The following is a 6,082-nucleotide window of genomic DNA, read 5'->3' as shown; positions in this document are numbered from 1 at the left end:
TCATCGAACTGGCCATGTCCATCGAAGCCCAGGCCCTGGATCTTTACCTGCGTGCGTCGGAAAAGGCGCACAACGAAGCTGGTAAAAAGGCCCTGATCCAGATAGCCAACGAGGAGAAGACCCACCTGGCGCGTCTGGGGCAGTTGATGGAGGAAACCATCATGGCCTCGTAAAACGTCCGATGGACGTTATGTGATTTGAAATTTGGCCATTGTGATATATTTGGGATTTTTTTTGTTGATTGATAATTTTCTATTTATCTCTGGCAGGTTACGAAACTGCCTGAAGCCTTGAATACAGCGAACTATCCGAAGTGTAGAAAGAAGAGGCCTGACTTGCAGAAACAACTAGTCCTGATCGGCGGCGGTCATGCCCATATGGTCACCCTGGCCAACCTGGCCAGCATCACCGAAAAAGGTCACGGCGTCACCGTCATCGGCCCGTCGGAATTTCACTACTACTCGGGCATGGGACCGGGGATGCTTTCCGGCACCTACCGGCCCGAGGAAATTCGCTTCGCCACCCGACATGTGGTCGAAAAACAGGGGGGAACATTCCTGCACGGCAAAGCGATTACGATCGATGCCGAACGGGGGGTCGTGATCCTGGGAAACGGGCACACCGTGCCCTACGATGTGCTCTCCTGCAACGCGGGCAGCCAAGTGCCCAAGCCGGCCATGGAAGGGGAGCATGCCGACCTTTACACCGTCAAACCCATCGAGCGGCTCATGGAGGCCAAAGACCGCCTGGTCGACCATTTCAACCGGCACTCACCGGAGGTGGTCATTGTCGGCGGTGGCCCCTCCTCGGCAGAGGTGGCCGGCAACGTTTGGCAGCTGGCAACAACCACCGGCGGACACATGCCGCGCATTACCGTCTGTGCCGGCAGCGGCTTCATGTCCAACTTTCCCGCATCCGTCCGCCGCAAGATCCGCGGCACCTTGGCTCGTCGGGGTATCACCGTCCGCGAGGGGGCCTTCGTGAAATCCGTATCCCGCGATAGGGTCGTCCTGAACGACGGCGAGACCCTGCCGGCAGATTTCATTTTTTTAGCCCTGGGCGTCAAACCGTCGGCCATTTTTGCGAAATCCGGCATCGACACGGGGCCTGACGGCGGCCTGCGGGTCAACCGCTTTTTGCAGAGCACCCAACATCCCTGCATCTTCGGCGGCGGTGACTGTATTTACTTTGAAAACAAGCCCTTGGACAAGGTGGGTGTCTATGCGGTTCGCCAAAACCCGGTTCTGTTTCACAACATCGTGGCGCAGCTGAACGGCGAGGAGCTGATGCCCTTCGATCCGGGCGGTGACTACCTGCTGATCTTCAACCTGGGCGGCCGGGTCGGCGTTCTGAAAAAACGGTGGCTGGAATTCGGCGGTCGGCCCGCATTCGTCATCAAGGATTATATCGATCGGAAATTCATGAAAGAATTCCAGGCCATCGAATAGTGGCCCTGTTTGTCGGCGGTTGACACCCTGACCGCACCTTTGCTATTTCTTGATAATCATTTTCCTTAAAGACCCGATGTCATCGTGGAAACCCATGTCAGATCCTGAGATCCGAATGCGAAACATGGTGGACGCCCTTCGGGAAAACCACTATCGAATCACTCCCCAGCGTCTGGCTATTCTTAACGTTCTTGCCGAGAGCAAGGGCCACCCCAGCGTCGAATCAATCTACGAACAGGTCAAAACCAGTTATCCGACCACCAGCCTGGCCACCATCTATAAAAATGTGGCGGTCCTCAGGGACCTCGATCAACTGCTGGAACTGGGTTTCAGCGACGACAGCAACCGCTACGACGGTAACAAACCCTACGACCATCCTCACGTGATATGCACCGTTTGCCGAAAAATCCTCGATCCGGACATATCGGCCCTGGAGGATATGACCCAGGAACTGACACGGGAGACCGGTTTTACCATCACCCGCCACCGCCTCGATTTCTTCGGCGTCTGCCCGGACTGTCAGGCCGGCCGGTAATCGTTATGAATGTTTCGCCGGTAGTGGATCGACACTGACTATCATTGCTTGGGCGGGAACGATTGCCTGGCTTTGCCGAAACCGATGATTGCACCGTCGGCATCCACAGCCAAGACCGAGAATTCATACTTGTGCCGTTGTTTCGGCGGCGGACAGGGGCCGTTGTAGCCGAGTTTAAGGGCACCGGCGGAAATAACCCCGGAGCCGTCGTGGGCGACTTTGCCGCCACCGTGATTCCATTCCGGCACACTGATATTTTTTAGCCTGACCCGCAGATCGGCGGTGCCCTCCGGAATGGCTGAGACCCGGATTTCCGGAGAGTCGTGGGTGCAGGCGTCAACACCCTGCCAGGAAAAGTCCACCGTCATCTCAGCCGCATCTTTGGGAATCTTGATCGGGTCCGGATTGCTGGCGCAGCCGGCCGACAGAATGAGCAGGACTGCGAGGATTGCTGGGCGATAGCATTTTTTCATGTTGGCCTCATCGGGTCGGGTTGTAAAATGCCGTGAAAGGCGGTTCATCGGGCATGTCGATGGATGCCCCTATATCACCTGGCATCATAAGGTTCAAGGCACCATTGACGGTGTCGTAATAAGCCCGATATCTGCGTTACGCTTCATCCCCCGTCACTGCGGCGTACGATAAGTACGCCTCCCTCCTCGGGATTTGCAAGCCTTGATCTCGGGCTTTTTACGATACCGTTAGAAATGTGACTTCTCACGAGTGCATCACCAGTGATTCACTGCTACTCAGGTATGTTGATTAGCGCCTGGGTTTCCGTTACTTAAAGTGAAAAAGCCGGGCGTCCGCCCGGCTTTTTGGTTGGGTGTCAATTGCTTGGGATTACCTACCGATCAGCAGGCCTAACCGTCAGCTTCTGTTAGGCCACCTCAGAATACTCGGCGTCCACCACGTCGTCGTCCGGCGCCTTTGCGCCGGGCTGACCGCCGGTACCCTGACCGGTTTGCGGACCGCCGCCATGGGTGTTTTCCGGCTGTTTGTACATGGACTCGGCCAGCCGGTGGGAGGCACGGGTGAGCACCTCTGTCAGCTGCCTGATCGCGGCGGCGTCGTCTCCTTTCATAGCGCGTTTCAGGTTGGACATGGCGTCGTCGATCTCCATGCGCAGGCTGCCGTCGACGTTGGCACCCATCTCTTTGAGGGTTTTTTCCGTTGCGTAGACCAACGCATCGGCGGCATTCTTGGCATCCACCAACTCTTTTTTACGGTTGTCCGCATCGGCATGCAGGTCGGCATCCTTGACCAGTCGGTCAATCTCCGCTTGGGAGAGACCTGAAGACGAGGTGATGCGAATGCTCTGCTGCTTGCCCGTCGCCTGGTCCTTGGCGGACACCTCCACGATGCCGTTGGCGTCGATGTCGAAGGTCACCTCGATCTGGGGTGTCCCCCGCGGTGCCGGCGGGATGCCGGTGAGTTCGAAGCGGCCCAGCGTCTTGTTGCCATCCGCCATCTGGCGTTCACCCTGGAGCACATGAACCGTCACGGCCGGCTGGTTGTCCTCGGCCGTGGAGAAGACCTGGCTCTGGCGGGCGGGAATGGTGGTATTCTTTTCGATCAGTTTGGTCATTACGCCACCCAGGGTCTCGATTCCCAGGGAGAGCGGGGTCACATCCAGCAGCAGCACGTCGTTGACATCGCCTTGCAGCACCGCGCCTTGAATGGCGGCGCCCATGGCCACGACTTCATCGGGATTGACACCCTTGCTGGGCTCCTTGCCGAACAGTTTTTTCACCCGCTGCACCACCGCCGGCATGCGCGTCATGCCGCCCACCAGGATCACCTCGTCGATGTCCTTTGGCGAGAAACCGGCGTCTTTCATGGCCGTACGGCAGGGACCGTCCAGGCGGTCCAGCAGGTCCTCCACCAGGGACTCCAGTTTGGCCCGGGTCATCTTGATGTTCAGGTGTTTGGGCCCGCTGGCGTCAGCGGTGATGAACGGCAGGTTGACGTCCGTCTCCATGGCGCTGGACAGCTCCATTTTGGCCTTTTCCGCCGCTTCTTTGAGCCGCTGTAGCGCCATCTTGTCGCCGCGCAGGTCGATGCCCTGCTCCCGCTTGAATTCAGCGGCCAGATAGTCGATGATACGCAGGTCGAAATCCTCGCCGCCAAGATGGGTGTCGCCGTTGGTGGCTTTGACTTCGAAGACCCCGTCGCCGATCTCCATGATGGAGATGTCGAAGGTTCCGCCGCCCAGATCGAATACGGCAATTTTCTCCTCTTTTTTCTTGTCCAGACCATAGGCCAGCGATGCCGCCGTGGGTTCGTTGATGATGCGCTTGACGTTCAAACCGGCGATCTTGCCCGCATCCTTGGTTGCCTGGCGCTGGCTGTCATTGAAGTAGGCCGGTACGGTAATCACCGCATCGGTGACCGGTTCGCCCAGATAGGCTTCGGCCGACTTTTTCAAATCCGCCAGGATGAATGACGAAATCTCTGCCGGACTGTACTGGCGCCCTTTCAAGGTAATACGGACATCCCCGTTGTCGGCTTGGGTCACTGCATAGGGCAGGTTTTTCTTGTCGTTGATCACCTCGGTGGCGTCGGCTTTGCGGCCGATCAGCCGCTTGACGCCGAAGACCGTGTTCTCCGGGTTGGTTACCGCCTGGCGCTTGGCGATCTGCCCCACCAGCCGTTCACCACTGCTGGAAATAGCCACCATCGACGGGGTGGTGCGGCCGCCGTCGGCATTGGTGATCACCCGTGCGTCCCCGCCATCCATGATGGCCACGCAGGAGTTGGTGGTTCCAAGATCGATTCCGATGGTTTTGCTCATTTTGTGTTCCTCCTGATATTCGGGCGCCTTGCCGGGCCCGTGTTGATTGGTATGGACCAATCATAAATCAGAATCAGTCTATGTCAAATATATATTATTACTTTTTTTATAATTTGCCTTTTAGTAATATGAAAGGCCGGGGTCGAAGGCTTGCCGATCCCGAGGAGGGGGCCGTACTGATCGTACGCCGTAATGAAGGGGGGGGTGAAGCGCAATGCAGATTTCTATCCGCCCCAGGCAGATCGGCTTTTTACGAATCCGTGCTGAAATCTCCAGCCGGTGCATCGCACTTGGGACAACGCGTGCCGAATTTGCTGATGTGGCCTTCCCACCCGCAGTTGCTGCAGGCAAAGTAGACGGTGTGCTGAAGGTTGACCTTTTTTTTCGCGAACAGGGCTTTGTATATTCTGAAGGTCACAAAAACCACCACCACTGCCACGACCCAGGGCAGAAGCTGACCCAGGGTGACCCCGTTAAAGATGATTGTATCCAGGTTCATGTCCCTTCTCCGTGTCAGCGGTCCTGATCGATAGGATGAATCGATTAGAATGAGATGCCTTCTTCATAGCAATAACTTAGCTTAAGTCCGCCATCAGAATTAATCAATGCCGGATGAAAGATGGAGTCGATACGGGCTACAAATACGGCTGGAGCGCCCGGTAAAAATGCTGCGCCATGACGGTGTACCCCTGGCTGTTGGGGTGGATGGGATCGCTCATCAGGCTGCGCGTTCCCATGATTCCGGCGAATACATTGGGAATCAGCACCGACCCGGTTTCTTCGGCCAGTTCCCGATAGGCGCCACCAAAGCCCTTAGCGTAAAAAGGGATGTCGATACCCCCGATGATCACCAGGGCGCCCTCGGCCTGAATGGACCGGATGATCGCCCGCAGGTTGTCGAAGGCGGTTTGCCTGGATACACCGTTTTTTAGATCGTTGCCCCCCAGGGTAATCAGAACCGCCCGTGGCTGCATGTCGAGCAGTCCATCCAGCCGTTTCAAGGCCCTTGCGGTGGTGTCGCCGGGGACACCGGCATTCATGACGGGCAGGCCGATCATGCGCGACAATTGGGCCGGATAATCCATCCCTTGGGACGCGCCGGTCCCGGAAGTCAGGCTGTCGCCGAAACAGACGATGGCCCCATCGGATGGCATGCGATTGACAATCGCCGAGGAGGGCGTGATGAAATGATAGATCGCCGCAAGCGCCCCGAGGGCGATGATTCCAAGAATGCCTTTTTTCATGCAGCAGTCACTTTCAAGTCGTCTTTTTCCTCAAATCCGCGCTTTTGGTTCGGCGGATGAC

The 6,082-nt window shown here is 57.1% G+C and carries 6 protein-coding genes and 1 pseudogene; 3 read left to right on the top strand and 4 right to left on the bottom strand.

The features are described 5' to 3' along the window. The 3 genes and pseudogenes from ABYV26_RS18425 to ABYV26_RS18415 form a co-directional block, all read left to right on the top strand. A pseudogene (locus tag ABYV26_RS18425) lies at positions 1-173 on the top strand (sulfurtransferase); the annotation flags it as partial. Between the two features lie 162 nt (positions 174-335). Next, positions 336-1,448, top strand: a complete 1,113-nt coding sequence (locus tag ABYV26_RS18420; protein WP_372682822.1) for an NAD(P)/FAD-dependent oxidoreductase — start codon at positions 336-338, stop codon at positions 1,446-1,448. Between the two features lie 94 nt (positions 1,449-1,542). Beyond that, complete coding sequence (locus ABYV26_RS18415) at positions 1,543-1,983, top strand: Fur family transcriptional regulator (RefSeq protein ID WP_372682821.1); 441 nt, start codon at positions 1,543-1,545, stop codon at positions 1,981-1,983. 41 nt (positions 1,984-2,024) lie between these two features. Here ABYV26_RS18415 and ABYV26_RS18410 read toward each other — a convergent pair whose 3' ends face one another. From ABYV26_RS18410 to ABYV26_RS18395, 4 genes are all read right to left on the bottom strand, one after another. Beyond that, positions 2,025-2,456, bottom strand: coding sequence for a YbhB/YbcL family Raf kinase inhibitor-like protein (locus tag ABYV26_RS18410; RefSeq protein WP_372682820.1), 432 nt, complete (start codon positions 2,454-2,456; stop codon positions 2,025-2,027). Positions 2,457-2,863: 407 nt separating this feature from the next. Further along, positions 2,864-4,777, bottom strand: coding sequence for a molecular chaperone DnaK (dnaK, locus tag ABYV26_RS18405; RefSeq protein ID WP_372682819.1), 1,914 nt, complete (start codon positions 4,775-4,777; stop codon positions 2,864-2,866). Between the two features lie 250 nt (positions 4,778-5,027). Next, positions 5,028-5,276 carry a hypothetical protein gene (locus ABYV26_RS18400; protein WP_372682818.1) on the bottom strand — a complete coding sequence of 83 codons (249 nt, stop codon included), beginning with the start codon at positions 5,274-5,276 and terminating at the stop codon, positions 5,028-5,030. Positions 5,277-5,412: 136 nt separating this feature from the next. Beyond that, on the bottom strand, positions 5,413-6,021 hold the full coding sequence (locus ABYV26_RS18395) for an arylesterase (RefSeq protein WP_372682817.1): 609 nt from the start codon (positions 6,019-6,021) through the stop codon (positions 5,413-5,415). Between the last annotated feature and the right edge of the window lie 61 nt (positions 6,022-6,082).

The sequence above is a fragment of the Desulfosarcina sp. genome, from assembly GCF_041551955.1.
In the GTDB taxonomy this organism is placed as follows: domain Bacteria; phylum Desulfobacterota; class Desulfobacteria; order Desulfobacterales; family Desulfosarcinaceae; genus Desulfosarcina.
The sequence above is the reverse complement of the archived record's forward strand: the minus strand, read 5'-3'. Positions and strand labels throughout refer to the sequence as shown.

What these genes read in the sequence shown, in the direction of transcription:
- dnaK (WP_372682819.1), bottom strand. Translation starts at nt 4,777, where the DNA reads ATGAGCAAAACCATCGGAATCGATCTTGGAACCACCAACTCCTGCGTG.
- ABYV26_RS18400 (WP_372682818.1), bottom strand. Translation starts at nt 5,276, where the DNA reads ATGAACCTGGATACAATCATCTTTAACGGGGTCACCCTGGGTCAGCTT.
- ABYV26_RS18410 (WP_372682820.1), bottom strand. Translation starts at nt 2,456, where the DNA reads ATGAAAAAATGCTATCGCCCAGCAATCCTCGCAGTCCTGCTCATTCTG.
- ABYV26_RS18395 (WP_372682817.1), bottom strand. Translation starts at nt 6,021, where the DNA reads ATGAAAAAAGGCATTCTTGGAATCATCGCCCTCGGGGCGCTTGCGGCG.
- ABYV26_RS18415 (WP_372682821.1), top strand. Translation starts at nt 1,543, where the DNA reads ATGTCAGATCCTGAGATCCGAATGCGAAACATGGTGGACGCCCTTCGG.